This is a genomic window from Bifidobacterium sp. WK041_4_12, from assembly GCF_041080795.1.
GTDB classification, from domain to species: Bacteria; Actinomycetota; Actinomycetes; order Actinomycetales; family Bifidobacteriaceae; genus Bombiscardovia; species Bombiscardovia aquikefiricola.
The window spans coordinates 294678-320181 of the sequence record NZ_CP129674.1; the positions used below are offsets into that span (position 1 = coordinate 294678).

Annotated in this window: 24 protein-coding genes; 19 read left to right on the forward strand and 5 right to left on the reverse strand. The window is 54.3% G+C overall.

Annotated elements, in window-relative coordinates:
• The first annotated feature begins 39 nt into the window (after positions 1 to 39).
• The 5 genes from QN215_RS01255 (at position 40) to QN215_RS01275 (ending at position 9570) form a co-directional block, all read left to right on the forward strand.
• On the forward strand, positions 40 to 2628 hold the full coding sequence (locus QN215_RS01255) for a YhgE/Pip domain-containing protein (protein WP_369344335.1): 2589 nt from the start codon (positions 40 to 42) through the stop codon (positions 2626 to 2628).
• Complete coding sequence (locus QN215_RS01260) at positions 2625 to 4892, forward strand: YhgE/Pip family protein (protein WP_369344336.1); 2268 nt, start codon at positions 2625 to 2627, stop codon at positions 4890 to 4892. Before QN215_RS01255 ends, QN215_RS01260 begins: the two co-directional genes overlap by 4 nt.
• 192 nt (positions 4893 to 5084) lie before the next feature.
• The gene (locus QN215_RS01265) at positions 5085 to 8150 is read left to right on the forward strand and encodes a SpaA isopeptide-forming pilin-related protein (protein ID WP_369344337.1); all 3066 of its coding nucleotides are present in this window, start codon (positions 5085 to 5087) and stop codon (positions 8148 to 8150) included.
• A 495-nt stretch (positions 8151 to 8645) separates the two neighbouring features.
• The gene (locus tag QN215_RS01270; protein ID WP_369344338.1) at positions 8646 to 8840 is read left to right on the forward strand and encodes a hypothetical protein; all 195 of its coding nucleotides are present in this window, start codon (positions 8646 to 8648) and stop codon (positions 8838 to 8840) included.
• 196 nt (positions 8841 to 9036) lie between these two features.
• A complete protein-coding gene (locus QN215_RS01275) occupies positions 9037 to 9570 on the forward strand; it encodes a GrpB family protein (protein WP_369344339.1) in 534 nt (177 codons plus the stop codon).
• 390 nt (positions 9571 to 9960) lie between these two features.
• Here the strand turns inward: QN215_RS01275 and QN215_RS01280 are convergent, their stop codons facing one another.
• On the reverse strand, positions 9961 to 10908 hold the full coding sequence (locus QN215_RS01280; protein WP_369344340.1) for a hypothetical protein: 948 nt from the start codon (positions 10906 to 10908) through the stop codon (positions 9961 to 9963).
• A 381-nt stretch (positions 10909 to 11289) separates the two neighbouring features.
• Positions 11290 to 11841 (reverse strand): TetR/AcrR family transcriptional regulator, encoded by a 552-nt coding sequence (locus QN215_RS01285; RefSeq protein WP_369344341.1) that lies wholly within the window; start codon positions 11839 to 11841, stop codon positions 11290 to 11292.
• A 131-nt stretch (positions 11842 to 11972) separates the two neighbouring features.
• Between QN215_RS01285 and QN215_RS01290 the strand changes: the two genes are divergently transcribed.
• On the forward strand, positions 11973 to 12494 hold the full coding sequence (locus QN215_RS01290) for an HXXEE domain-containing protein (protein ID WP_369344342.1): 522 nt from the start codon (positions 11973 to 11975) through the stop codon (positions 12492 to 12494).
• 119 nt (positions 12495 to 12613) lie between these two features.
• Here the strand turns inward: QN215_RS01290 and QN215_RS01295 are convergent, their stop codons facing one another.
• On the reverse strand, positions 12614 to 13105 hold the full coding sequence (locus QN215_RS01295; protein WP_369344343.1) for an ASCH domain-containing protein: 492 nt from the start codon (positions 13103 to 13105) through the stop codon (positions 12614 to 12616).
• Between the two features lie 633 nt (positions 13106 to 13738).
• Positions 13739 to 14230: a hypothetical protein gene (locus QN215_RS01300; protein WP_369344344.1), complete on the reverse strand. Its 492-nt coding sequence runs from the start codon at positions 14228 to 14230 to the stop codon at positions 13739 to 13741.
• Between the two features lie 621 nt (positions 14231 to 14851).
• Here QN215_RS01300 and QN215_RS01305 point away from each other — a divergent pair.
• The 6 genes from QN215_RS01305 to QN215_RS01330 all read left to right on the forward strand — a co-directional run bounded on the left by QN215_RS01305 (position 14852) and on the right by QN215_RS01330 (position 19124).
• Entirely contained in the window at positions 14852 to 15532 is a 681-nt protein-coding gene (locus tag QN215_RS01305) for a hypothetical protein (RefSeq protein WP_369344345.1), read from the forward strand.
• Between the two features lie 102 nt (positions 15533 to 15634).
• Positions 15635 to 16204, forward strand: a complete 570-nt coding sequence (locus QN215_RS01310; protein ID WP_369344346.1) for a hypothetical protein — start codon at positions 15635 to 15637, stop codon at positions 16202 to 16204.
• A gap of 332 nt (positions 16205 to 16536) precedes the next feature.
• The gene (locus tag QN215_RS01315) at positions 16537 to 18342 is read left to right on the forward strand and encodes an ATP-binding cassette domain-containing protein (RefSeq protein WP_369344347.1); all 1806 of its coding nucleotides are present in this window, start codon (positions 16537 to 16539) and stop codon (positions 18340 to 18342) included.
• 19 nt (positions 18343 to 18361) lie between these two features.
• Complete coding sequence (locus tag QN215_RS01320; RefSeq protein ID WP_369344348.1) at positions 18362 to 18682, forward strand: hypothetical protein; 321 nt, start codon at positions 18362 to 18364, stop codon at positions 18680 to 18682.
• 50 nt (positions 18683 to 18732) lie between these two features.
• Positions 18733 to 18915 carry a hypothetical protein gene (locus QN215_RS01325; RefSeq protein ID WP_369344349.1) on the forward strand — a complete coding sequence of 61 codons (183 nt, stop codon included), beginning with the start codon at positions 18733 to 18735 and terminating at the stop codon, positions 18913 to 18915.
• Positions 18912 to 19124 carry a hypothetical protein gene (locus tag QN215_RS01330; protein WP_369344350.1) on the forward strand — a complete coding sequence of 71 codons (213 nt, stop codon included), beginning with the start codon at positions 18912 to 18914 and terminating at the stop codon, positions 19122 to 19124. The genes QN215_RS01325 and QN215_RS01330 overlap by 4 nt, the downstream gene beginning before the upstream one ends.
• A 130-nt stretch (positions 19125 to 19254) precedes the next feature.
• Here QN215_RS01330 and QN215_RS01335 read toward each other — a convergent pair whose 3' ends face one another.
• A complete protein-coding gene (locus QN215_RS01335) occupies positions 19255 to 19479 on the reverse strand; it encodes a hypothetical protein (protein ID WP_369344351.1) in 225 nt (74 codons plus the stop codon).
• Positions 19480 to 19872: 393 nt separating this feature from the next.
• On the opposite strand from QN215_RS01335, the gene QN215_RS01340 reads away from it, so the two are divergent.
• From QN215_RS01340 to QN215_RS01370, 7 genes are all read left to right on the forward strand, one after another.
• Positions 19873 to 19998, forward strand: coding sequence for a hypothetical protein (locus QN215_RS01340; protein ID WP_369344352.1), 126 nt, complete (start codon positions 19873 to 19875; stop codon positions 19996 to 19998).
• The gene (locus QN215_RS01345; RefSeq protein ID WP_369344353.1) at positions 19995 to 20642 is read left to right on the forward strand and encodes a hypothetical protein; all 648 of its coding nucleotides are present in this window, start codon (positions 19995 to 19997) and stop codon (positions 20640 to 20642) included. The genes QN215_RS01340 and QN215_RS01345 overlap by 4 nt, the downstream gene beginning before the upstream one ends.
• A gap of 328 nt (positions 20643 to 20970) precedes the next feature.
• On the forward strand, positions 20971 to 21645 hold the full coding sequence (locus tag QN215_RS01350; protein WP_369344354.1) for a hypothetical protein: 675 nt from the start codon (positions 20971 to 20973) through the stop codon (positions 21643 to 21645).
• Between the two features lie 63 nt (positions 21646 to 21708).
• On the forward strand, positions 21709 to 22491 hold the full coding sequence (locus tag QN215_RS01355) for an ATP-binding cassette domain-containing protein (protein WP_369344355.1): 783 nt from the start codon (positions 21709 to 21711) through the stop codon (positions 22489 to 22491).
• An 18-nt stretch (positions 22492 to 22509) separates the two neighbouring features.
• Positions 22510 to 22842: a hypothetical protein gene (locus QN215_RS01360; protein ID WP_369344356.1), complete on the forward strand. Its 333-nt coding sequence runs from the start codon at positions 22510 to 22512 to the stop codon at positions 22840 to 22842.
• Positions 22843 to 23281: 439 nt separating this feature from the next.
• On the forward strand, positions 23282 to 24118 hold the full coding sequence (locus QN215_RS01365) for a type IV toxin-antitoxin system AbiEi family antitoxin domain-containing protein (RefSeq protein ID WP_369344357.1): 837 nt from the start codon (positions 23282 to 23284) through the stop codon (positions 24116 to 24118).
• 55 nt (positions 24119 to 24173) lie between these two features.
• Positions 24174 to 25133, forward strand: a complete 960-nt coding sequence (locus QN215_RS01370) for a nucleotidyl transferase AbiEii/AbiGii toxin family protein (RefSeq protein WP_369344358.1) — start codon at positions 24174 to 24176, stop codon at positions 25131 to 25133.
• Positions 25134 to 25504 lie beyond the last annotated feature (371 nt).

Below are 25504 nucleotides of genomic sequence, written 5' to 3' on the forward strand. Positions count from 1 at the left end.
GGTAGAAACTTGTGAAGTGATCATGTGAGGAGGTGGCCGGTGAGCGTGGCTTTTCGAATATATTGGCGGGATGCCCTTCGTCTACTGCGCAACCCCATCGCGCTGATTGTCACGATTGGCGTATGCCTCATCCCATCCTTGTATGCATGGTTCAACGTTGTTGCGAACTGGGACCCCTACTCGAATACGAAAAACCTGAAAGTCGCCATAGCCAATGAAGACAAAGGCACACAGTCGGATTCATTCGGAAGCGTTGACATCGGCAGCCAGACAGTCGCCAGTCTGCACAAGAACAAGGACCTCGGGTGGCAGTTCGTTGATGAAAGCGATGCCATCAATGGAGTGGAATCGGGCGACTACTATGCAGCCATCGTCCTGCCAAAGGACTTCAGCGCAAAGGTCATCGGCTCGATAGAGGGCAAGAATCCCCAGGCGGCGTTGAACTATTACGTCAACGAAAAGAAGAACGCGATAGCGCCGAAGATCACCGATACAGGTGCCAGTTCAATCGACAAGACAATCAATTCAATGTTCGTTTCGACGGTGAGCGATGTCGTGGCATCACGACTATCCCAGGCTGCAGGCAATCTTGACGACTCAGCTACGAAAACTCGGGCAAACGTCGTCTCGAATCTGAATGCCACAATCGACGACATCAACGGTCTTCGCGCGAATCTCAGAGGCATGCAGGACACGATAAGCCAAGCGCAGTCGGCGGTGCGATCCGCGGAAACAACCAGCACCGGCCTGTCAGCGCAGATGGATTCGGCGCAACAGGCACTTGCGCAGTCACAGAAAACTCTGAGCAGCGCACGCTCCTCGTCACTCACCTTTTCACATGCGTTGACTGGGGCCTTGAACAATGGTTCGACGGCGCTTTCTGGCATTACGGTCGATGTGAATCTGGCTTCCAGTTCGATTCTCACTGGATTCAATACCGCAGACGAGGCGGTGAACACCGTAAATGACAGGCTGACCGGGGTTCTGGACACCAACGATGATGCTCTCAATGACCTGCAGTCCGCCTTGAAGAATTCAGGACTCGACCCAGACAGTCAGGCATATCAAAACATCAATAATCAGATACTCGCATTGCAGGGAATCAACAAGCAGCAGCGCCAACAGCTCAACACCTTCAATTCTTCCACGAACACCTTTATCAATGCCGGAAAATCCGCCACAGGAAACATGTCGAGCGCGGTCAACAATTCCGCAAATTCTGGCATTTCAACCTTGAACGCCGCGAACAATACGCTATCAACGACCACACTTCCCGGCCTGATGCAGGGCTTCGACTCATTCTCAGCAGAAGCGGGCACACTGTCGGGTTCGATCACATCCTTGCAGTCCACGGTCGAACAGACCGTTTCGTTGCTGCAGGAACTGGATGGCACACTTGCCCATGCGAGCAGCTCAATCGGCACGACTGAGCAGTCGCTCGCAACAGTGCAGTCGCAGCTGACATCGGTACGCACAGACGTTGCAGCCCTAGGGAGTTCAGCGGTCTGGAAGCAAGTCACGAAGGTGATGCATCTCGACAAGGCCGGCATCGCACAGTTCATGCAGTCTCCAGTCAACCTCGCTACAACCACGGTGTACCCGATAGCGAACTATGGTTCATCCGTGGCACCTTTCTACACGAATCTGGCACTGTGGGTCGGCGGCTTCATCATCATCGCCATCTTCAAGCTTGAAGTCGACAGGGAAGGGCTGTCTCGCATCACCACCACGACTTCATACCTTGGCCGAGGGCTGCTTGTAAGCACCCTGGGAATGCTGCAAGCCTTGTTCGTGACCGTCGGCGATCTGGTCATAGGCATTCAGTGCCCATTGCCGTGGCTGTTTGTGCTGGCTGGCATGTTGGCATCGTTCGTCTATGTGAATCTCATCTACGCGCTCGCGACGGCTTTTCGTCACATAGGCAAGGCTGTGGCAGTGATCCTGCTGATTCTGCAGATTCCAGGATCGTCGGGCATGTATCCGATCGAGCTGATGCCCGAGTTCTTCCGCAGACTCAACCCTTGGCTACCCTTCACCTATGGCATCAACGCGATGCGTGAGACCATAGGCGGCATGTATGGCACTCATTATTGGTGGTATCTGCTGAGCCTGTCATGCTACATTCCGATCGCTCTGATCCTAGGCCTTGTGGTGCGCAGATATCTGTTGAATCTGAACGTCATGTTCGATAATCGGCTGGCAGTGGCCGATCTCTTCATCACCGAACAGAGCAGTCTTACCAACCCACGTTTGAATCTCGCCTCGATGCTGGGGGTGTTCGGCAATTCCAAGGAATTCGAGAATGATCTTCGCAAGCGAGGCCGCCGGTTCTTCCGCAATTATCCGTTGATGATTCGTGCCGGACTTATTTCCGTCGTCGTGCTTCCGATTATCTTCCTCGTGCTGCTGTTCAGCGTCGAAGCGAAAATCGTGATGCTGAACCTGTGGATAGCTTCGATTATCCTCATTGACTTCTATCTGATCATGGTCGAGTACACGCGCGATAGCTATGCGCGGCAGTTGGGAATCGTATCGGGCGCAGCCGAACATTCCAAGAATGAAAGCAGCGAGACCGGACCGGGAAGCGCCACTGCAACTTCTGCGGGCGAGGTGACGGAAAAACTATGAGAAACATCTGGAGACTGTTCATCACCGACATGCATAATGCGACGCGCAATGTGATCGCAATCATCGTGTGCATGGGTCTGGTCATCGTTCCTGCACTCTATGCGTGGTTCAACATCGCAGCGAGTTGGAATCCGTATGGCAATACTAAATCCTTGAAGGTTGCGGTTGCCAACACTGATGTGGGATACAAGTCGGACCTGATACCCATCAAGGTCAACGTCGGTGAGACGGTGCTCAATCAGTTGCGTGCGAACGATCAGCTTGACTGGCAGTTCGTGTCGAAGGATCAGGCGCTCGATGGCGTGCGGTCAGGGGACTATTACGCCGCAATCGTGATCCCCAAGCAGTTCAGCGCAGACATGATGACCTTATTCTCCACGCAGATTCGCCATGCTGGGCTGCGATACTACATCAACGAGAAATCGAATGCGATTGCCCCCCACATCACCGAGAAGGGTGCCGATACCGTCACCTCGACCATCAACACCAGCTTCTCCAAAACCATAGGCAGCGTGGGCCTCGACATTGCCTCAAGCGTTCTGAAATACGCCTCAAGCCCTCAAGCGAAGGATTATGTGACCAACGCCACGAACCATGTTGGTACCTTGGCTGGTCAGCTCAACGCGGCTGCAGATCAGTTGGACGCCTATTCAGGATTGCTTGGAGCTTCAGGCAGCATCATCCAGTCCACGAATACGCTGCTTGGCAAGTCGGCCGATGGTGCGAATTCAGCTAGACAGGCCTTGAAACAAGGGGAGTCGGGCATTGCTGCCGCCAGCGATTCATTCGATGCGACAACCGCATCCGTCAATGTGGCGCTCACCAATGCCAGCGCATCGTATGACGTGATATCGCAGGAGGTTGACGACGCCTTCGGCAATGTGTCGCAGCAGGGAAACTCGATTCAGACCCAACTGGGCACAATCAAGAATCAGGTGGACAAGAACGCCGCCGATTATGCCACCTTGGCGCAGAAATTCACCGATCTTGCATCGAAAACCGACAATGACAGCTTGAAGAATGCATTGCTGGCAGCGGCTGCAGGAGCTACGCATACCCAGCAGCGGCTTGAAGACATTTCCGCCAAGCTTTCAGATGCCAGTGCCTCAATTGGCAACAGCGATGACAGCGCCCGTAAGAACATCGATGACATCAAGACCAACATAGCCAGCGCCAAGGCTTCGATGACGACGGTTTCTAACGATTATGCAAACAATCTGAAACCGCAGCTCGAAGCCTTGAATCAGTCGATGCGCAGCCTGTCGAACCAGACCGGTGCAGTCATGGGAAGTCTTTCGAACACCATCGCTGGCGTGTCAAGCCTTGCTGACAATACGGTGAATGGCTTCCAAGCGATTCAGACCAACCTGGGTGGATCGGCCAACACGCTTCGCAAAGCAGCAGCATCATTGTCTGACTTCGGCAATCAACTTACCGCAGCTTACAATAACGGCGACATCGCAGGCCTGAATGAGCTCAGCGGCAGCGGCGATCCCGATGCTTTGGCAACCTTGCTCTCTTCTCCCGTCGCCCTCAAGCGCATACCGGTCTATGCGGTCGCGAACTATGGCTCCGCAATGACACCTTTCTATACGGTGCTTTCGATATGGGTGGGCAGCATCATTCTCGTAGCCATGATTAAGGTGTCGATTTCAAACAGGCAGAAGGCGAAGGTTCTAGGGTTGAAACCCATGCCGAAAGAGGGTGTGACGGCTCTTGAGATGTTTCCCGAATCAGCTGGCAGCGCCCAAGACTATGGACTGATGCTCCATCAGGAATACTTCGGACGATACATGTTCCTGCTGCTGCTCGCCATATGCCAAGGTGGTCTGGTTGGGCTTGGCGATCTCTTCTATCTCAAGGTCCAGGCCGACCACATCTTCCAATTCATGCTGGTCTGCTGGCTCTGCGCGATAGTGTTCTCGAACATCATGTATACGCTTGCGCTCTCCTTTGGCACGATTGGCAAGGCGCTCGCCGTGATCTTGCTGGTTATGCAGGTTGCCGGTTCGGGCGGCACCTTCCCCATTGAATTGCTGCCAAGCTTCTTCCAGAAGGTATACCCATTCCTGCTGTTCCCGCATGCGATTGAGGCGATGCACGCTGCGATGGCAGGCTCGTATGGCAATGAATACTGGAGAGAGATGGGCTATCTTGCGCTATTCCTAGTGCCGTCGCTCATTCTCGGTCTCTTCCTGCGCAAGCCCGTCATCAGTCTGAATCAATGGATAGTCAGAAAGGTTGAATCCACCAAGCTCATGTGAGCTGGCCGTTATTGAGTGCGGCGACATTTGTTTTTTCGTGAGTGGGATTTTGCGGTGAGAATATAAATCGTTACATATTGTAAAATGTTGTTCGTCATGTTCATTGCATGTTCTCTCCGCTGAACCGTTCGTTGCTTTGATCGCGGTCGCGGGGGGGGGGTGCCGTTTTCGGCTTCGATGGTTGGTGTTCTCATGGGTATGTTTCGTGTGCTGTGGTCTCGTGTCGGTTCAGCGCTTTCGCGTGCAGCTGTGTCTCTGTCCGCGCGTCATTTCGGCCATGTCCGCCTTGGTCATGCCGGTCGTTCCTGTTCGCCGTCATTCTGGGCAGGCGTAGCGGGTCGAGGGATCTCCGCTTTCGCGGCCCTTGTCCTGTCATTCATCATGCTCCTGTCTGGTGTGCTGGTGTTTTCACCGGTTGAGCGTGCGTCTGCGGATACGGTTGAGCTGGGTCCTGATGGCTATTTCAGTACGTTGAACGCGGGAGATAAGCCGGTCGCGTCGGCTGGTTGGGCTTCGACGCGTCGGATTGTGTTCGGCAAGCAGGGGAGTTCAGGCACGTATAACGGTGGCACAGTGTCTGGTGGGTATAAGACCTTGGCTAAGGGTGCCGTGGCGAGTGTGCCTGATGCTGATTTCGGTCCGGGTCAGAATTATTCGAAGTCGGCGACGACGTCGGTTGCTGCTGGTGAGGCGTTGTTGTGGGCCGATAATGTGGTGACTGCCGGTTTTAGGTTTGATACGAACGGTACGTATCGTAATTCGTTCGATAGTGCGACGGGTTCGTATAGGTCGAATCTGGCTCTGGTGTCTGATGCGGTGGGGGCGGCGAATTATTCGAGTTTTGAGCAGTCCTTGTTGCGTTCTGCTCCTGTTGAGGGTGTGTGCACTGCTGCTCAGTCTGCAGGGTGTTCGTCTGGCAGTTATACTGCTCAGTCGAATTCGGTGAATTCGTATAAGGTGTTTCCGTTGTCGATTGGTGATGTGAGGCAGTATTTCAACCACACGAGCGGCTGGTCGCGTGACTCTAATCTTGTTTGTCCTTCGAGCGCTTGTGCTAATGGTGTTTCTGGCTTTTGGTTACGTTCTGCTTACTGGAGCTACGCGCAACGTGCGCTCGTTGGGTGGTTCGACGGTCTCCCGGCCTATTACGTTACGGACGACACCGGTTTCGGGTTGCGACAGGCTTTTCGTCTGAATCTTGATAATCTGCTGCTGTCGGCAGACAGCAGCAATCAGAGCCAGAGCGCGTCGGGTGATCTGCGCTTGACATTCGTGGATCCGGGCAAGAGATTGAGTGCCTGGTCGGCTTCGGTTACGGGTGGGGCGGGTTCGCGCGCGTTGAACCTGTCGGGTAGTTCCGATCTGGGTTCGGAGCTGGGTTGGAAGATTGTCGACCCTGCTCAGCCTGGCAAGGTGTTGGGGTCGGGCAGGACGAGCAGTGGTGGCAATGCGCTGTTGCCCGAGTCGCAGATGACTGACGAGAACAAGGATTATGACCTGTATGTGTGGGGCCAGCAGGATGGGAGCGCTACGGCGGGTCTGACGAACAGGGCGACGGAGCCGGTGAAGACGACAATCCGTGGGGGGAATGTCACGGGGCAGGCACCGCCGTTTGGTATTGAGTTGACGGGTACCACGGCGGGTACGTTGCGGGCGTATCGGATTGGTGAGTATGACGAGACCGCGTTTACGCAGACTGGTGCGTTGCGTTCGGTGAAGCTGTCGACTCCTGCGGATCCGGTGAGGTCGTCGGTGTTGGCTGCGGCTGGGGTTGCTGGTGGCGTACATGTGGATGGTGATAATCCGGCTGGCTGGGTGGCGGCGCATTGGCTTGGCTATCCGACGGATCCGCTGAGTGATGATTCGACGAGCGCGTTTAGCCCGTTTGCGGGCAGATTGCAGTTGTTCGCCCGGGCGTTGCGGGACAGGGTGTTGGCGGATGGTGATGCCAGTCTTGGTGGTGTGCAGGGGAGTCTGTCCGGCTTGTCTGGTGGCCCGGAGACGTTGGTGGTGTCTGGTCCAGGCTTGTATCTGGTTGTGGATGACAGTGGCGCGAGCTTGCCGATCATCGTGGGCACGAAGGTGTTCAACGAGGATGTGGGCGAGGAAGGCGAGTTCGTGGACTTCGTGGACGCGGGGGTGCGTGGCAAGCCTCGCCTGGGTGTGGCGAGTCTGAAGACGAGCGTCATGGACGTGTCGAAGCGGGTGGTGAACGATGCGGGCATGGATGGGTTCGACGTGGGGGCGAGCGTTGAGTTCGAGGTCGCGTTGCAGGTGCCTGATTTGAGTGGCTTCTCCTCGCTGTCGTATGCCTCGTATGAGTTTGGTGTGGTGGATATGGCCGCTGCGGGGTTGGTGTTGCCTGACCCGTCGGAGGTGCGTGTGTTCATGGATGTGCCTGCTCCGGATACGGAGGTGACAGGCAGTCTGCCGCCTTCGTCAATAGGAGTCACTGGTCAGGCGCTGACGGTGGCCGGGTTGAAGGCCCTGTTCGCGGAGGATGTGTCGGGCCATGTGGCGAACAGAGCGGACGTGCCTGCGGGTTCCCTGGTTCGTATCCGGTATGCGGCTGTGGTGGATGCGGATACTGGCGCGAAGACACTGTTGAGTGCTGCTGGTGCGGGTGAGATTCAGGCGAATGAGAATATGGTGACCCTGACGCGGTCGAAGAGCGACGGTTCAACTGAGCAGAAGAGCGCGACCGCTAACGTGTATTCCTTCCAGGTGAATGTGATGAAGGTGGACAAGGACACTCCTGCGACGCGTCTGGCTGGCGCGGTGTTCGAGGTGTCGCGTGACGGCGAGACGCTCGAGTTCGTGGATGTGGGCGATGGCGTGTATCGTCTGGCGGTCGGGGGCGACGCTGTCACGACGCAGAGTGTGGTTTCGCACACGGATGGGTCGTTGGTGCTGCAGGGCGTGGAGGCTCGCGAGCTTTCGTTCCGGGAGACCGAGGCCCCGTCTGGCTATTTCAAGGTGTCGGGCTTCACGGTGGATGTATTGCCCGAGTGGAATCCTGACGCGAGCGAGGTGACGCTGGCCTCGTATCGCACCGAGGGCACGAATCTGGCGTATGTGAGTGAGGATGGCCGTCGGGTTGTGGTGGGTGATCCGATCTGGAGTCTGGCGAACCTGCCGTACACGGGTGGCATCGGCATCCTGCTGCTATTCGTGGCTGGTGGCACGCTCTTCATCCTCGCCATCCGGCCCTACTACCTGTCCCACAACGCCGAAGCCACCGCCAACCTCCTCGAATAACACGCAAGAAGCATGCCCAGCCGGGCCGAAACGAAAGAGACAGTGAATTCCGAGCAGCCCAGAGAATCCTGAGTAACCCAGCACGATGCCCTGAACCGGTATATGACCGTGCGCAGATAATTCCGGATTGCAGCGGTGAGGGAGACGCTATCGTTTCACCGACACCATATCTAGTGTCTACCGTGTTGTCTGCATGCTGTATGTGGCCTGTGGCGAGGGCGTCTGGGATGCTTCCCTCGCTGACGGCGGAACCAGGTGATGTCCTGGTCGCTGGCCGTGTGCGATTCGTTGCCGTACAGCCGTTTCGACTGGTTCGGACATGCGCTTTTACTGCCTCTTTTGAGATTCTCTACTGCCTGGCAGATGGTTCAGAAGTATCAGGGATTGAATTGGCGTTGGTTCCGGGCTGTCGCCCAGACCTGTCGAGCTGGATCAGCTCGACCATCGTCTTGGTGCACGAATTAACAAGACACATTGATTCCCTTGCCTAGAGTGATGGACAGTGAAGGGCAAACTGCCTGTGGCAATGCAGCGGTCTTCCCGTGCAATGGAAAGGACCGTGAAGAAGGAGAAGGAATGGGAATTACAAATACTGATTTTCTCATGGCCTTCGAGGTGCTCTTCTCTATTGCTACATGGGAATATATGAAGCATCTCTGGGATGAACGGATCGCGCCTGCAAGGCAATAGGACGGTGACACTTATACAACGAACATTTTTGGAGTGGGGTTAGCGAATGGGTTTGTGTTAAGTTCAGCTGTTGTGAATATTCGGAGTTCTGCAGTAGGTGCGACAGTGGGACGACGGTGCAATGGTGTGTCGTAGGAGCGTTGATCAGAGTCATGAAGAGGAAGCGTCTGAAACTATGAATAGGTCTCTTTCGGATATGACGGTGGAAGAGTTGTGGCAGCTCTTCCCGATACAGCTTTCAGAGCATGACCCGCAGTGGAGCGCCTGGTATGAGGATGAAAGTAGCAGCCTAGTCAGAATTCTTGGTGGGAATGTCGCCCGCATTGACCATATTGGTTCCACCTATGTGAGCGGCCTGGTCGCCAAGCCCATTGTCGATATCCTGCTTCAAGTGAGGCCGACAGCTGACATTGCTGACGTCAGGGGGGTTCTTGAGGGGGATGGGTGGCTGCTGATGGCGGAGTGTCCCGAGCGCGGGGAGTTGGATCTCAACAAGGGGTATACGCCTGAAGGTTTCGCGGCAAAGGTCTTCCACTTGCACGTGCGTAGGGAGGGAGATTGGGATGAGCTTCGTTTCCGTGACTATTTGGTGGGGCATTCCGATGCTGCGGCGCAGTATGGCGAACTCAAGCGAAGGCTGCTCGTGAAGTACGAACATAATCGAGATGCCTATACGCAGGCGAAGACCGGGTTCATCCGGTCATGCGTGGACAAGGCACGAAAGACGTGAACTCCAAGGACATACAACGACCGGCGTTCTTTCGCGGACTCAATTGTTAGCCTTACCTTCTCGAACCATCTGGAACGTTGCTCTGAACTCTTATGCGGATCACAGTGCCTGCATCTGGATTGTCGAGAGCAAGAAGCCGATGCGTCTTTGTAAAATGTAGAAAATCTTTTTCTACATTTCATTGAGTATGAGTGTGAGAAGATCCAGTGTCATGGTTTTAGCTGCTGCGAAGTCTATGCGCTCTTTGACGGGGACCAGGGTTTCGTTCACGTTGTCGTATTCTTTCCGATACTGGTCCTCGTATGTGTTCACATCGTTTATGAGGCCTGTCAGATCATTCTCAGTGACGGCGATGCTGGCGGTGACCTTTGTCAGCCTTTCAGGCCTCGTTCATTCGGATTCTATCCCTTGCGGGTAGTAGATTCCGATATCCGGGTCGAGCAGCTTGCCATGCATGTCCTTTTCCAGATAGGCGGTGAACCCGGTCTTGTCCGGTCTCGAACGTTCTGTGACCAGGCTCTTCTGCCGTTCGGAATATCCTGCCCTGTCCATGTAGAACAGAATGTTCTTTTCATAGGGAAACAGGTAGTTGCCTGCCTTGAGCAGCTGCATCATCCTGAGTATCTTCAGTGTTTCCCTTGCCCTGCGGAACGCGTCGAGCACCTCGCCCGCCCCACCCGCGTAGTCCGGTTTGACGGCGCATTCGACAAGAGTCTTCTCGACGCCGCTCACGGCTATCCCAGAGGGGGCGTGGGGAGCGGGAACCTTGGTGATGCCGTTGTCAACCTCGGCGGACTTCTCCAGGAGATAGACCTCGTGCGTGGTGCCTTCATACTCAAAGGTGTAGATGTTCCTCGTCATCCTCGCCGGAAGCGAGAACGCCGAGTCAAGCTGCTCCTGCGTCAGCTCGCCCGGCTCGTGCGGCGGATTCTTGGCCTTCGTTCGTCTGCTCTTGACACAGATGGGCTTGGGAACATTCAGCGTCAGCCCGTGCAGATACAGGGCGGAATAATGCGAGACATACGCATGGGTGGAAAGGGACAGAGCTATGGCATAGGGTGAGACCGGCTGGCTTCGTGGTATCAGCCTGACAACCTCCTTGCCATCGAATTTCCTGACCAAATGCAGTTCCCTAAACAGATTCTCGTCGGGAGAAAGAATGTACTTCGTGAATTCCGACAGAGACACTCGCTGTAGAAGATAGCGCTGGTCCCGAAGGGCACTGTAAACTTTCCTGATTGAAGCTGGCACCAGCACGTTGTTGAAGACGCTACTCTCTGACATCACTGCGGCAGGAATGTCCTTCGCCTTGACCTTCTTGTAGAACACGTACGGCATGACCATTCCTCGACGGTATCGCATTTCTGGAAGTTGACAAACAAATAAAGTATTGATAAAGTATAAATACTTTATCAATCATACAATCATGACAGTATTGCCAATGTGTTCTAGGCAAAACGCCGGTGAATTGACAAATTTTATTCTATTACATAAAGTATAAATACTTTATGTAATAGGTTATAGCTCATCTCTGTCTATGGAAAGGATGTTGGGCCGCTCCACGCCGTGTGTTGGCCCGCCATTCTAATCGCCAGCCTTCGCCTTCAATTACAACATCAGTCATATGAAAAACATGTGCTCGGACGGTTGAACGATCGCCGTTCGTATTCGTACCTGTCTAATGCCCGTATCGTTCTCATACGATGCGGGCGGTGGTCACTACTCATCGCGTTGCCGAGCGGGAAGTGCGACGGCAGTTCTCAAGGACAACGAGGCGATGATCTCATCGCTGAGTGCTGCAGGTTTGATTGCGTCTCCATGCTGCAGATGGAAGCGAAGGATGTTCCATAAGCCGCCGATCATCAGCAGGTCGATGTGCTTTTCGTCGCCAAGCTCGCCGTCATGCCAAGGAAGAGGCTGCAATGGCAACAGTTCGATGAGTTGTCTGGTCTGAACGTCGAGCACTGAGCCCAGGAGGTTGTTGCGCTGCAATACTCTCAGCGTGGGCGCAGATGCGTTCCAGAACTTGAAATAGTGAATGAGAAGATCTCTGAAATCCACGAACCCGAGTTGTTTCGCCTGAGCCAGGTACTGATCCACCAGTTCACAGATGTACTCGTCTATCACATCTTGCTTGCCATGAAAGTTCTTGTAGAACGTTTTCCTCGACACGCCAGCCGAGGCGGCGATCTCGGATATCGTGATCTCGTTGAAGCTGCTCGTCCTCAGCTTGCAGAGCAGCGCAGCCACTATCATGCTTCTGGATCTCATCGCCGTCGAATTCATCAATCCTGCCTCTTCCAAAAGGTTACAGAAGCACAAATCTGTAACTGCCATCGTCTGATTGCCGGAATCGATCATACAGTAAATAGGTAACATATGTAACCTATTAAGGAGTGGACATGGAAATGTTCCTAAGCTACTGGATGCTGCCGATTCTGTTCATACTGCACGATTTCGAAGAGATGATAGCGATGCCGATTTGGAAGAGAAGGCACCGTCGGATGCTTTCGACCATGAGCAAGCCATTTTTCGGCGCAGTCTCCAATGGGCAGGCGTTCTCGTGCGGAGTTCTGGAAGAAATGACGATTCTTCTCGTTGTTTCCGCCATCTGCAGCGTAACGAACGACAGCACGCTCTATCTTGCATTCTGCATTGCATACGCGTCACATTTCATCATGCACTATCGCATGTGCATGCAGATGAGGGCATATGTGCCTGGCGTGGTCTCCGCCACGATAGAGATGCCGGTGATGATCTGGCTCATCATCTCATACTGGCATATGGGACAGGCGACGTTGGAGACATTTCTCGCCTATCAGGCGGTGGTGCTGCTCTTCGTCTATGCGAATCTCCTGATCATGCACAGGTTGATGCCTGCAATCCAATCAAGGCTCCTGGCCTATGCCAACGACCCTGCATGATGCGCGGACCTGATTCGCGGGAATGTTAGTCAAGACATCCGCGCCAATGCGTGAGCGTAGTTTCCATGTCTCGTAAACGAACGTATTTTTGATAGATGCTGCCGCAGAACATACGGTGCCTAGAGCAGCCGGGCTACTTCGAAGCGTTCCAGTGTCACCAGGGTATCGTCGTTGATCGTGAAATCCTGGCCGAATTCTTCGCGGTATTCCGTGGAATTCCAGAAATTTGCGTGGGCCTTGCGCCACCCTGCCGCATCCGTGTATCCCTCGCCCTCATCTATGGCGTGGCGGTCGTCAACGTCGATGAAGCGTTTGCTTTCGATGGAGGTATAGCGCAGTATTGCGATATCCTGGCCATGTGAATCGATGAGCATTCTGAGGTCACCTGCCTTGGGGATCCTCTCGTCGAGGATCTCGAATTCTCTGTGCAGGCAGGCGGTGCTGGTTTTTCGTCCTGCAAGAATCGAAGCGGTCAGAGCGTCGCGAACTGGACCCGGATACGCGAACTCGTCTTTCGGAATGCGAGCCATTCCCTCTGGAGTGAGCGAGTCAATATCAATATCGTGGCTTGTGCTTGTGCTTGTGCTTGTGCCTGTGCCTGTTGTGCTCATGCGTTTCACTGTAACAGTGGGATGACACAGCCATTGGGCTTGCGTGGCCCACCTCGGGCACAGGGTAGTCCACACAACATCACACATACGTGTGCAGGCTGCCGTTGCAGATCCGCCGATTCGCGTCGTATGTCGCATCTTCTGCAGGCACGGGATGCCTGAACGTCGTTCACGAGGCCTGTCAGATCATGTTTGGTGATGGCGACGCTTTTCGCCGGAGATCTAGGGCATCAGAAGGATAATCCATTCGATACGAAATCGCTCAACGATTGGACCCCAGCCGTCATCCCCGGCCACCCTTCATGGACTTGGAATAATGCCGACTACAATTATCGGTATATGAAATTCCGATAATGTCATTCCGAAAGCAACATTTACGCCGACATGGGCGACCTGATATATGTGGACTGGACTTCCGACGGCACGATTGACCACTCGATGATAATTACCTAGGCAAACCGCAGTTTCCCGCCAGGCGGGTTAATTGTTTTTAACAGCTATATCAGTCAAAAAACAAACAATAGGCACAACATCCCTCTCAAGACGGAGGTAAGCATCGCAGTCAAGACTCATCCACACATCACCTGGTACGGTCTTTCCAAAAACTGGAAAGCCTGGACTCCGAATGGAAGCTCATCCGTTGCCATGTTCGGTAGTGACCCAGCCAGTGCCGTCCTCTGATTTTTGTGGATTGTACGTCAATAGGTACACATAGGTGTCAGCTGGCGACATTGAAGATGTTTGTTCGTTGAAGGAATAGCACCGGTATGACATAAGGAACTGCGCCTCACTTCCATACCTATTCAAAATTTGCTCTCTTTCGAAAGATTGACCATTGTAGGAGCCGTCTCCGGAATAACTGATATGGGTAATCGCGCAACCTCGCATGAATGACACATCATTTTCGATATGCCTGGCTCCCTGTTTCAAAACGCGCTGACTGAATAAAGAGGAGCCAGGTATTTTTATATCAGTATGCGCGGTATCAACTGCAGGCTGGAAAAGTGTGTATCCGGTCATTTTCTCATATACCTTTGGATACAGCATCGCACCGGAAAATAAGGCGATCACTAGTATGAGAGCAATTACAATGGCCCTGCGAGAGCCCCGTCTTTCCCTGATCACATTTCCCTCCCTACATAACATGTTAAACATAGGCTCAGGAACCTTCTCATTCTCATGAAGATTGTTTCTGATTCTGGAAGATGTTTTGTAAGACGCGTGTCTGTTCCCGGGATCGAGAAACTTTGTGTTCATGCGGAAACCGGCAAGAAAGAAAGGAACGAACGCCTATCCGCTGATACATCGGGCGATGGTGCGGGTGATAAGGCATTGCCGTCAGATCGTTCCGCCATGCACGAAGGTGATCGCACGCAAAGATTCCAGTACCATCCTGCTCAATTCTCAGCAAGGCAATGAATAGTGCCGGTCGCCCCATCGCACAAAGCGACATGGATATTGTGACGCTTATAAAAGGAGGTTTCTGCGATGAATAGTGATTACGTCTGTATGCGTGTTGCATTCTGCTGGCATCTTTCACGGCTTTGATTGCGATGAGCATCGCTCTTGGCATGCTTCCTTTTACGCTGCGTGCCTGCCCTTGGTTTTCTTGTGGGTTGATGCTTCGGTCCTGGTGCTGGTCCTGGTGCTGGTCCTGGTGCTGGTGCTGGCAGTGGCGGGGTTATACTGGGGGCGTATTTCTTGCAGAGTGTCCAATACTGGGGAAGTGTTGCAATGAAGGCCATTGTGTTTCGTGACTGGCGTTTCTATAACAGGCCCACGAGGTGGGCCATGATCGTGGCCGTGCCGATTCTGGTGATGATGGTGCAGGCGGGGTTCGCGGTGGCGTTTCCTTTTGGCCATGACACCCCACTTCTTATGGCTGCGTTTTTTGTTGCCTGCGGTTCCTATATGGCGTATGTTCCGGCGTCTCTGGCGGTGGCTGCGGTGTTGGAGGATGTGGCTTCTGGTGTGGTGGTGTCGGTGCATCTGGCTGGCATGGGCATGTGGCGGTATCTGCTGTCGAAGATGGTGCTGCCTCTGGCGTTCACGCTTGCGGGTTCGCTGCTGGATCTGGCGTACATGTGGTATGGGGGCGTGCTCACAGCGGGGGTGATTCCTGGCGTGGCGATCAGCGTGTCCATGCTGGCCGTGGGCACCCTGTCTCTGCTGCCGTTCTGCATGGGTACCGTCCCCGAGCGGGCGCATGGCAAGCAGAACAGTCTGAATTTTCTGCAGATTATCATCATGCTGCTGTTCATGGGACTGGCGTTTGTGGGTGAGATCAACAGCACATTGGTGTTGTATGGCGTGTGTGTGGCACTACCCCTGTTGCTTGCGGCTGCTGGCATGGTGGTGACGGTGATTCGTCTCAATCGCATGTATCCGAACACGGTCGTGGACATGCAGAAGGCTGGCCTGGACTGATGGTCTTGTCTGACTCGTTTGTGGAGGGAAATTCATGGCGCAACGTGATCTTGATTTCAGCGGTGCTCTTACCATAGGTGAAAGATATGCCGCCATGAAAAAATGTCTCTTCCAGACAAAATGCTTGAGGATGAATCTTCAAAGATTGATTTGCCGGGTGTCTTGACGTCAGATGATCTTGCCGAGATGAATAGACTGCGTGGCTATGATGATGACCTGTACAGGGTGAGTGTCACGGAGACGGTTCCTTTACTGGGTGCTGGGGGAGTTGGATCGAATTCACCGCAGTGGCTTCAGCTGCTGCATTCAGTGCTGGACGGTCGGAAGCAAAAACGGGATGCAGTCGGGGAAACCTGCACGGATGATGGTTTCGGGAGGCTTCTCACTCCGTTTGCGGATTATGCGACTGATAAGCTGGGAGCCTGCCTGGAACGGATGGATTTCATAGGCGACGCGGCGGCTGTCCTGGATGAGGTGCGGGACGCTCTCCTTGAACGTCTGGTCGAGATGTCTCTGAAGACCGAGGTTCTCGAAATGAACCGGGAACGCGTGTCCGGCTCTTTGAACGGAGACACCAGTGCAGAGCGGCAGGAATCGTTTTTCGACCTGCTGTCTCAGCCAGGGTATCGTCAATCGTTTTCACCCAGTATCCTGCCCTCGCCCGATTTGTAGCGGAAGTCACCCTGAATTTTATTATCCCGGTCAGGACTATAACTATCGCAGCGGCAAGCATATGGTTGCTGATGAAGTCTTGTTCCAGCACACGTTAGGCAAGATTCCGTAGCGCATGTGTAGTTCTCTTGGTGCTTGATCGCTCAGCAGATTGACAATTTTCTTCACTGTGACATTCCAGTCGGGTATGGGGCACGTGGATACTGTAACAGTCGAATCTGGCAGTGGATGACGAAACGCATGGTGGAGCGTCCGTTGCATGAGCCTGATTCCGTTGGTTTGTAACGGTTTGTGGCGGTAGGGTAGTCGGTGTATTCGAGAGCAGGGGTCGGATGGTGGGGATTTTGAGGGTTTCGCGTGGTAGAGCGTGTGTTTTTGTGGCGTTGAGTGCGGTATTGGCTGCGTTCGTGGTTGGTGATTCGTTTGTGGTCAAGGCCATCATTGCGAGTGTCGAGGCGTCTGACTGGTCTCGTTTCAGGCTGATTGCAATGTTCGCGGTGGTGTATGCGATTGCGCATGGTGGCGTGTATCTGTGGCAGCAGCTGTTCACGGAGCATTTTGCGAATGCGGTGGTGGCGCAGTTGCGGGAGCGTCTGTTTCATCGGGTCGCGGCGATGCCGTTAAAGGATGCGGTGGATACGTCTCCTGACTTGTATTTTTCCACGTTGACCGCGCAGATTGACAGTGTGAAGCGTGATCTGATCGATGTGGTGCTGTGGGGTGCGTATCTGCTGTTCCAGCTGGTGTTTTCGGTGGTGGCGGTGCTGGCGATCAATCCCACGCTGGGCGTGGTGGCATTGCTGCTATGCGTTCCGATGTCGCTGGTGCCTGTGGTGTCGAAGCGTTTCGTGGTCAAGGCGCGCACGAGGGTGGCTGCCGGTGTTGACGCGTTGAATACGGTGACTGGTGATTTGTTGCATGGGGTCAGTGATTGGCGTTTGGCTGGCAGGAGTGTGCAGGCGCAGCGTCGTTTCGCTGGATTGAATGGGCGGTGGCGTGAGGCGTCCGATCATGATGCGACGGTGCAGAAGGCCGCGGATTCGGCGAATAATTTCATGACGAATGTGTTGATTTTTGGCGTGTGGATTATCGGTGGTCTGCTGATTATGCGAGGTAGCATGAGCGTTGCTCAGGTGGTGGCGTTCTTTAGTCTGATTGGTAATATTTCGGTTCCGTTGTTTTACATGTCGGGGTTGTTCTCGCAGTTCAATGCGGGGCGTGCCGTGCTGCGCAAGATCAATGAAACGATTCCTGATACGGCTCATCGGGCGCAGTTGGTCAGCGATGTGCGGCGGGATGCTCAGGGGCCGAAGACGGCCATTGATGCACGATCAGATGATTCGCGACGGGGTATGGCGTCTGTTGAACGCTCCAGTCTACGTTCAATTGCCTATCGAAATGTGGCGTTTCATGCTGATGATGCTCATGTTCGGACGCCATTTTCTCTATCGTTGGACACGAGCAAACGGTATCTGGTTGTTGGCCCGAGTGGCGCGGGCAAGTCGTCGCTGATTCGCCCGCTATTTGGTTTGGACAGCGATTATACGGGCGAGATTCTGGTCGACGGGCATTCAGTGAGGGACATTCCGGCTGACAGGCTGATTGATCGGGTCGGCCTGCTGTCGCAGTCGAGTCATATTTTTCACGCGTCGATTCGTGAGAATGTGCGTCTGATGGATGACACGGTCGATGACCGCGCGATCCTTGATGCGTGCGACGCCGCCTCCATCGGCGGATGGGTGCGCGAGCAGGGTCTGGACTACGTGCTCGATGACCGGCTGCGCACCATGTCGGGAGGGGAGCGCCAGCGCATCCTGCTGGCCCGCATGCTGGTGCGGGGGCGGCGCTTCTGCGTGTTCGACGAGCTGACGACCGGACTTGACAATCGCAACGCCGGACAGGTCGAGGCCACCATCTTCCGCGCGATCCCTGGATTCGTGTACATCACCCACCGGCTGAACGCCACGGTGCTGGAACGTGCCGATGAGATCATCGTCATGGACGGGCTCACCGTCAGCGCCGCTGGGAGCTATCAACAGGTGCTGCCCACCCTGAACAGGCTCAAGCTCGTAGCTCAGCCGGATGCTGCGGGAGAAACCGTCACGCATCCCGACGACGACGGTTCCGTCAGGGAATGAGCGAGAAGACGGGCATGCTGTGCAGGTCGATCATGTTGTGACCGTGCAGGATGCCTGGGCGTCCGGCCTGTGGCAGCAGTCGTCCAGGGCGGAGAAGCGTATCTCCTACTGCAGCGACCCGCAAGTGTTGCAGGCTTCGGACGAGGACAGCAACGAGGCGAAGGGTGCGGGCATGGACTGGGATGCGTCGAGCAGCCCGGTATGGCTGCCTGCGAACAATTCCTGGCATTGCGACTACATGGCGAAACGTGTCTACATCAAGCACAAGTATCAGCTCACCATGAGCCAAACAGAGAAAATACAGACCGTAAGCCTGCTCACCCAGTGTCCGGCAAGGTGAAAACATCGCAGATTGTGGGATAATGGAAGGTACGGGCAAAGGAGGGTGCAATGGATGAGCGGACACGACGGGCATTAGCGTTGCGTGATGGCATGCATTCCGCCGAGCTTGAAGGAGGGCGTGTCACCGACGCCTTCCGTCGAGACGCGCAAGACTATGTGGATGGATCCATCGACTTGCAGGGTTTGCTCGACCGGTTGAACCAACGGTATGCCATGCATAGCAGCCTATGAGTGACATTGACCCGTATCTGATTTCTGGCACCAGCGTGCTGCGCAACCTGGTGAACGCTCATAGTGAGCAGGCCGAGGGTGGCTCGAAACCCAAGTCGAAGAAGACTGCCAGTGACATACATCAGGAACTCAGAGTGGAAACCAGTCGCCTTAAAACGGAGAAGCATCTTCCTGAGACCGCGCGCTATCACCACAGGCGGGGGAGATGAATCGTGGGCTTCCTCCCACACCTGCCGAGCTGGATCAGCTCGATCATCGTCCTGCCGCACGAATCAACAAGAGCGTTGATTCGATTGCCTATGAGGAGGGCTTCGGGCGGCTGCGAGTAGATGTGGGTGGTTATCCGAAGGTGATGCACAGAACGGCGAAGGTAGCTGCAAGCATGGCCAGAAGAATTTTCTCGGCGGTGATCTCCCATTTGAGCAGTCTTCCGTCGAGTGTTTCATCCAGGCCGGTGGTGTCCCAGAAGCACCAGGTGAGGTGGCCGAGGAATACGATGGTGAGCGAGGGGATGCCGGCGAGGGTGATGTAAAAGCTCATGGTGAGTGGAATGAGAGTGTGCAAGGTGTGGTTCCTTCCGATTTCTGATGACATTACAAGCGTAGGTTCCCCGCGGTCCGTGCCCACGAGAAAAGTGCGGGTGCGTGTCGCGGTCATGTGGTGGCAGGTGAAGCGGGCAGTGAAGTTAACGAACCATATTGAGGAACTGTTCAGAAGCTAGACACAGCGCCAAACCCATGAATATTCGCTACAACGCTTCCAGTATGAGCTTGAGCATGCGCAGCACCATGCTATGTGTCTGCAAAGTGTATGCGCTCCCTAACTTTTGCTAGGTTTCGTTCACAAATTCGCATTTTTCCAAGCACTGATTTTCGTGCATGATCAAAATGCTAATCTTTCTAAGTGCGTCAGGCAAGCTGGACTAAAAGCGCAGCTGGCTGACATTAAGAGTCGGGTGTGGAGGAAGGCTTTGCAGCGATGAGCGAGAATTTAGCAGCGGTCAACGGCATGGTCGTGCTGACCTTACAAGCGTTACCCCATAATCATGAAGATATCCAGTTGTCAGCTGTGGCAGGTCGATGACATTGAATACCTATGGCGCGGAACGAAGTTCTCTGGAAACCTATTACATACAAAATCATGACTTACCGGTTGCTTATATCGATGAAAGTTACAACACGGATAGATCGTTCACGCAACTGTATTACATATTGACCGCGGTCATCGTGCAAAGTGACGAAAGAGACTCGCTGCGAGAGGGTCTGGTAAGGGTGGTTGGCGGAACGCATTGGCATACGACTAAAGCTTTAAGGACTATAGAAGGTCGGGAGAAGACGCATCGGCTTCTCGAATATCTTGCAGATGAAGAAGGTAGCGAGGAATGCGTATTAAGCGTCATGAGCACCATTCAGCCCAACGATCATGATGGCGAACAAGCAAGAAGGCAGGCATTCTATAAATTATTCAAGGAACTCACTCCAGAGATAGAGCTTTTCATTCTGGAACGCAGAATGAACGATGCTCAGGCTGGAATTGACGCTAACACGAAAAAAGATGCCATTGGGGCAGGATTATGCCCACCAACGACAAGGATGCCACAACGAAGCCCTGCGATCGAACCCCTATTATGGTTACCGGACCTAGTTTGCAGCGCCTACCGTCAGCGCCTAACGGGAAGAGACTGCACATACTTCGAACACGTTCAGCGAATCAGCACTCTGATATGAAAAATAATGACTCCGTGACGGATATAATCACGGAGTCTAACGTTGAGAGCGAGCCGTTGCTGCCGCAGCTACACAAACGACCAGCCATACCCGCCTAATAAGGGGGCATGCGCATTGCTCATATATCAATATATCATCGGTGCGATGATAATACAACTGTGCGAACCGCCGTCTCTGCTCGAAGACACTTCTCTGCGCCGCACCCGTTCAAGCTGCAAATGAAGACAGTCACGCACCTCCGTATAAAAATCGAACGTTAATTTCATGTGGCGGGGTTATACTGGGGGCGTATTTCTTGCAGGGTGTCCAATACTGGGGAAGTGTTGCAATGAAGGCCATCGTTTTTCGTGACTGGCGTTTCTATAACAGGCCCACGAGGTGGGCCATGATCGTGGCCGTGCCGATCATGGTGATTCTGATGCAGGCGGGGTTCGCGATGGCGTTTCCTTTTGGCCATGACACCTTACTTCTTATGGCTATGATTTTCGTTGCTTGCGGTTCCTATATGGCGTATGTTCCGGCGTCTCTTGCGGTGGCTGCGGTGTTGGAGGATGTGGCTTCCGGTGTGGTGGTGTCGGTGCATCTGGCTGGCATGGGCATGTGGAGGTATCTGCTGTCGAAGATGGTGCTGCCGGTGGTGTTCACGTTCGGCGGTGTGATATTGGATTTGCTGTATCTGTGGTATGCCGGCGTGCTCACCACTGGGGTGATACCTGGTGTGGCGATCGGTTTCTCGATGCTGGCGGCTGGCACCCTGCCGCTGTTGCCGTTCTGCATGGGTACCGTCCCCGAGCGGGCGCATGGCAAGCAGAACAGTCTGAATTTCGTGCAGATTATCATCATGCTGCTGTTCATAGGATTGGCGTTTATCGGTGGGATCAACGGCACGCTGGTGCTGTATGGCGTGTGCGTGGCGCTGCCGCTGCTGCTTGCGGCTGCTGGCATGGTGGTGACGGTGGTTCGCCTGAATCGCATGTATCCCCGGACGGTCGTGGATTTGTAGCGTGGGGGATTGGTGCTGGCGTGTGTGCAAGCGTGTTGGGCGTTGTAGGCGAAGGGGGTTGCTGTGAGTGTTGATGGGGATGTGGCTGTCGCGGTGGAGCATGTGTGGTTCGGCTATCGCAAGGCCGGCAGTGTGCTGGAGGACGTCGATTTCAGGGTGCCTGCGGGGCAGTCGCTGGCGATACTGGGATATAACGGGGTGGGCAAGACGACCCTGCTGAATCTGATCGTCGGCCTGCTTCGGCCTTCCAAGGGTCGGGCCGTGATCAACGGGAAGCTTATTGCCTCGGTGCGTGAGGTGTTCGAGCTGACCGAGCGCAGCAATCTGATCGATTCGATGAGCGTGCGCGACAACATCCGGTTCCGTGATCTCCTGTTCTCGGGGCAGGGGCCTGCCCGGCCGACGCCTGGCATGGAGCATCTTGATAGGGAGCGGCTGGTCGTGGCGTTCGGTTTGGCGGAGCATCTGGACAAGCGGGTCGACGAACTGTCTTCGGGACTGCGCAAGCGTGCCGGCCTGGTGGCTGGACTGCTGTTCGACCCGCGTCTCATTCTGCTGGACGAGCCGACGAATTCGATTGATCCGCTGACGCGCAGCCTGCTGCTCGACTGCGTCGGCCAGCTGCGCGGGGATGGTCGCACGCTGGTGACGGTCACGCATGATCTGGACTACTGCTGGAAGGTGGCCGACCGGATCATCGTCCTCGACGACAAGCGCATCGCCCTGGATCGCATGACCCATGACTTCGCCGACTTCGACGCGTTCAAGAAAGCCGCCACCCTGGGAAGGCAAGCCACCCACACCGACTTCGGACTCACCCACACCACAGCCACCACCATCAAATAAACGAATGCATCTCCATTGGTGAAAGCCTCAGATTTACATGGGACATATGCAAAAGACCCCAAGAAGACCTCGAAAGCAGGTTTGAAAAATAATTCAGAAAATCAGGCGAAGAATATGAAAGAATCAAAATACACAGTTAAAGAAACTAACAAACTGTCCAAAACTAAGTGCGGTAATCAACATGGCATAAGATATCTGGAAAATCCTTCTAACACCACTACCCGTAAACAACACCGTGCTGCCAGTTCTTCAGCTTTTCCTGCTGTGCACGAGAAAGGAGCCGGCGCGAGCGAGAGCAGAGTCGCTCCGACCACCATGCAGATGACCAGCCTCGCGACAACATGCCTTTGAGCCTTTTGCTGCGCTGTCGCTTCCATTGCCTCATTTGACTGAGTTGACTGAGTTGACTGAGTTGACTTCATCGTTCCCATCGCCGGGTACGGCACCACTCAAAGGGGGATTGACGCGACGCTGCATTTGAACACATCCAATGCAAAGAGGAAAAGTGATGATGTCACACATGCCATGCCGTCGGGACTGTGTAGCAAACAAAGGATTTGCATTCACTGCGTCGGCGGAGTGCTTCAAGGGAACGGTGCGCTGAGCCGTGCACTGGCGCTGTGCAATGACATGCAGAAATGATTCAACTGTATATAAACAAAGTACTTGAATTGGGAAACGACAATACTATACTTAGTTTATAGGCATATAAGTATATAAACTAAGTATAGTTTTGTCGTTTATATACTTAGTTTATACCATTTGGGTTCTGCATCGAGGGAGGTGGGTTATGAGTGCTGTATCTATGCTGGCGCTGCTGAGCGAGATTGGTGCAAGCCAGTGGGGTCTCGTCACGCTCAGACAGGCAAACAGATATGGCATTTCAGGCCAGGAGATGCAGCGAATGCTGAACAAGGACATCATTCGGAGAGTGCGGAGGGGTGTATATGCGCTGCCTTCGGCAAGTGCGTCCTCGATTCAAGAGCTGCGCGCGGCCTGGCTCAGCATCGCGCCGTTCGGGACCTGGCAAGATCATGATGCCGCGAGTCCTGAGGTTTTCGTATCGCATGCCTCTGCAGCCGTGGTGTATGGCTTGGGCGACATCATTCCCAGTGTGCATGAGTTTACCTGCACGCAGCGCAAGCAGACCTCGTTCGAGGACATACGTCTGCATCATGGCCGTCTCGGCTCTGCGGACATCACCCGTGTCGATGGCCTGCCCATAACGTCAATCAGTAGAACGGTTCAGGACCTCGCCTATCAGCTTGGCGACATGGACTATCTGTCCGTGATCGTTCAGCAGTCCCTTACCAGGGATGGGGTGAAGGCGGTCGATATCGAGACCCGTTTGAACCGGGTTGCACGCAAATACGGTTTTCTGACAGGAAAAGATCTGGTGGACGAATGCGTGAAGAACGCAGGCCGCCCAGCTGTGGTAGAGAACTTTACTTTCCAGCCGAGTCTCGAACTTTCCGAATCGGTTCTCAAGAAGATGCAAGCCTACCAGCACAAGATGGCAGACACGCTCGTCACTCCGCAGATCGTGGACGCAGTCAGCCAGGCAGCGACTCAGGCAGTCACGAAAGCGTTCATGGAGTTGGCGGCGAAAACCGAAACGCAGAAGTAGCATCAGGCCGCCATAATGAAAGGCACGAGCACCCGTGCACAGAAAGGACACAAGCATGAAGCCTGACCTGAACGAAAGAACTCCCATGGGGGAGGTCGCGCATGTGAGGAGCATGCTCAGGAACCAGGCCAAGGCACGACACGTATCCGTTCAGAAGCTCGCCAAGCACTATGTTTTCCAGCTCTTCTTCAAGCAGCTGTTTGCCAAGGCAGACAATCCTTGGGTCGTGACGGGGGGAGCGGCCATGGTGATCCGCAATCAATCCAATCGATTCACGTCAGACATCGACCTGGTCAAGACCGGCGAGCTGAATGGCGCCGTCACCCTTGCCAACGGCTCCATCGACGAGGATGACATTGCGAATCTCACAGCACTGATTGCCAGTGACAACGATTCGGATTATGCATTTGAAGTCACCAAGGACGAGGAACATGACAACAAAAACTTCGACCCTCCCCACATAACCCACAGGCTGACAGTCACCATGTCACTAAAAGGCATCAAATTTGAAACTTTCCCCATCGACGTCAGCGTGGCCAGATTCAGTACGCAGAGCGTACAGGCCATTCAGCCAGAAAAAGTCGTTCAGGGGGATCATAGGCTCTCAAACCTACCATCAATTCCACTGATACCCGTTGAAGACCATCTCGCAGACAAGGTCTGCGCCATGTACGAGACGCATGGACCCAGTGGGAACACCCCATCGACTCGCGTACGCGACCTCATTGACATCGTATTCATGGTAGCTGGGAGCGATATCGTTGCAGATCGACTTCACGCCGCACTGGATCGCGAAAAAGGAAGAAGGGATCTAACAATCAAGCCCCCATTCGCTTCGCCGGATTCTTCTTGGAAAGGGAAATATGAAAAGGCCGCTAAAGCCGTGCCCGGCTTCCCTCAAGAGTGCACGGACATTGCGCAGGCAGTGACATTTGCCGGCAAGTGCCTCAACCCCATACTCGATCAGACACGGGTTCAGGGGACATGGTCGCACATCGAACAGCGATGGGCATAGCCCGCATGTCAGCGAGTGAAGAGCGAACCGTTGATGCCACAGCCACACAACCAGCCAGCCGCACCCGTCTGATAAGGGGGGGCATGCACAATGCTCACCCATCAATATGTCATCGGTGCGAGGATACACAACTGTCTGAGCCGCCGCCTCTACTCGATGAAACTTCACTGCGACGCACCCATGCAAAGTGCAAATGAAAACGGGCATACGCCTCTCTGCATCGAAAGCGAAGGTTTTGTTCGTGTATGTTTTGGGCGATGATTTGGCGTCAGCACTTATGGAACTGACCGAGGAGGCTCATTCTCTTGCAGCCTCATTCAGCACGGATCCATTGATCTGCGTATCGTTGACGGTAGTGTGTTCTGAACGAG

Excerpts from the sequence above, each read along its gene's own strand:
- QN215_RS01325 (WP_369344349.1), top strand. The coding sequence starts at position 18,733 with ATGGATGAGCGGACACGACGGGCATTAGCGTTGCGTGATGGCATGCAT.
- QN215_RS01260 (WP_369344336.1), top strand. The coding sequence starts at position 2,625 with ATGAGAAACATCTGGAGACTGTTCATCACCGACATGCATAATGCGACG.
- QN215_RS01285 (WP_369344341.1), bottom strand. The coding sequence starts at position 11,841 with ATGAGATCCAGAAGCATGATAGTGGCTGCGCTGCTCTGCAAGCTGAGG.
- QN215_RS01270 (WP_369344338.1), top strand. The coding sequence starts at position 8,646 with ATGGACAGTGAAGGGCAAACTGCCTGTGGCAATGCAGCGGTCTTCCCG.
- QN215_RS01310 (WP_369344346.1), top strand. The coding sequence starts at position 15,635 with ATGTCTCTTCCAGACAAAATGCTTGAGGATGAATCTTCAAAGATTGAT.
- QN215_RS01265 (WP_369344337.1), top strand. The coding sequence starts at position 5,085 with ATGGGTATGTTTCGTGTGCTGTGGTCTCGTGTCGGTTCAGCGCTTTCG.
- QN215_RS01330 (WP_369344350.1), top strand. The coding sequence starts at position 18,912 with ATGAGTGACATTGACCCGTATCTGATTTCTGGCACCAGCGTGCTGCGC.
- QN215_RS01370 (WP_369344358.1), top strand. The coding sequence starts at position 24,174 with ATGAAGCCTGACCTGAACGAAAGAACTCCCATGGGGGAGGTCGCGCAT.
- QN215_RS01295 (WP_369344343.1), bottom strand. The coding sequence starts at position 13,105 with ATGAGCACAACAGGCACAGGCACAAGCACAAGCACAAGCACAAGCCAC.
- QN215_RS01345 (WP_369344353.1), top strand. The coding sequence starts at position 19,995 with ATGACATTGAATACCTATGGCGCGGAACGAAGTTCTCTGGAAACCTAT.
- QN215_RS01280 (WP_369344340.1), bottom strand. The coding sequence starts at position 10,908 with ATGCCGTACGTGTTCTACAAGAAGGTCAAGGCGAAGGACATTCCTGCC.
- QN215_RS01275 (WP_369344339.1), top strand. The coding sequence starts at position 9,037 with ATGACGGTGGAAGAGTTGTGGCAGCTCTTCCCGATACAGCTTTCAGAG.
- QN215_RS01365 (WP_369344357.1), top strand. The coding sequence starts at position 23,282 with ATGAGTGCTGTATCTATGCTGGCGCTGCTGAGCGAGATTGGTGCAAGC.
- QN215_RS01315 (WP_369344347.1), top strand. The coding sequence starts at position 16,537 with ATGGTGGGGATTTTGAGGGTTTCGCGTGGTAGAGCGTGTGTTTTTGTG.
- QN215_RS01350 (WP_369344354.1), top strand. The coding sequence starts at position 20,971 with ATGAAGGCCATCGTTTTTCGTGACTGGCGTTTCTATAACAGGCCCACG.
- QN215_RS01290 (WP_369344342.1), top strand. The coding sequence starts at position 11,973 with ATGGAAATGTTCCTAAGCTACTGGATGCTGCCGATTCTGTTCATACTG.